We start from the raw sequence: 1,048 nt of genomic DNA on the forward strand, positions 1-1,048 counted from the left end.
GTCGCCGCTCCAGCCGTTCATCTGGAACACCTTGGGCGTGTACGACTTGACGACGTCGTCGCTCGGCAGCGTGAACTGGGTCAGGCTGGACGTCGTGTCGTGGGTGGCGTGGGCGGCCGTGGTCGAGCGACGCGCGTCTATGCCACGCGTGTTGGAGACGACGATCTTGTTGCCGACGGTGGCGATCTGCGACGGGAAGTAGTCCGTCGGGAGCAGGCCGACGTAACGGGCGGGCTGCGCCGGGCCCGAGTAGCGGTAGACCGCGACGGCGTTGGCGCGGCCCAGCGTCACCAGCAGACGGCCGTCGTCGGTGAGGGTGACGGCGTTGGGCTCGTAGCCGACCGAGGACTCGGCCCACGGCTGGGTGGAGATGGTCTGGACGACCTTGTCGCTCTTGGTGTCGATGACCGAGACGCTGTTGTCGACGGTGTTGGTGACGAACAGCGCGCCCTTGGCGGCGTACACCGCGGTCGGGTGCAGACCGACGTCGATGGTGGAGACGGCGGCGGAGGTGTCGGCGGTGTTGATCACGCTGACCGTGCCGGTGGTGGCGGCGCCGGTCTCACGGTTGGCCGGCACATTGGTGCCGTAGGAGTTCATGGTGGTCTCGCCGGCCTGGGCCGGGCGACCGCCCTCGTTGGTGACGTACAGCTTGCCGCCGACCAGGGCCAGGCCGCGCGGGGCGGTGCCGGTGGTCCAGGTCTGGTTGATGGTGCCGGTGGCGGCGTCGATGGCGACGACCTTGTTCTGGCCGTTGACCGCGCCGTACACGGTGGAGCCGTCGGCGGAGAACACCGCGGCGGCCACCAGGGCCTGGTGGCCGCTGACGGTCGGGATGTTCACGGCGACCGGGTTGGCCAGGGTGCCGTCGGCGTTGACGGTGAACTTGGTGTAGCCGGTGGCCTGACCCAGCCACAGCGACGTGCCGTCGGGCGAGTAGGTCGGGCCTTCCTGGCCGACCGCGCTGCTGCTGATGCGCAGGTTGTCGGCCGCGTTGGTGCCGATCTTCTGCACCACCTTGCCGGTGGACAGGTCCGTGATCACCAGG

The 1,048-nt window shown here is 69.4% G+C and carries 1 protein-coding gene; it reads right to left on the reverse strand.

Annotated features, from left to right (window positions below):
• Positions 1-1,048, reverse strand: a 1,048-nt coding sequence (locus IEZ19_RS49975) for a YncE family protein (RefSeq protein WP_373297196.1), incomplete at both ends; no start/stop codon positions are given.

This window comes from Streptomyces brasiliensis, from assembly GCF_014647875.1.
Classification (GTDB): domain Bacteria; phylum Actinomycetota; class Actinomycetes; order Streptomycetales; family Streptomycetaceae; genus Streptomyces; species Streptomyces brasiliensis.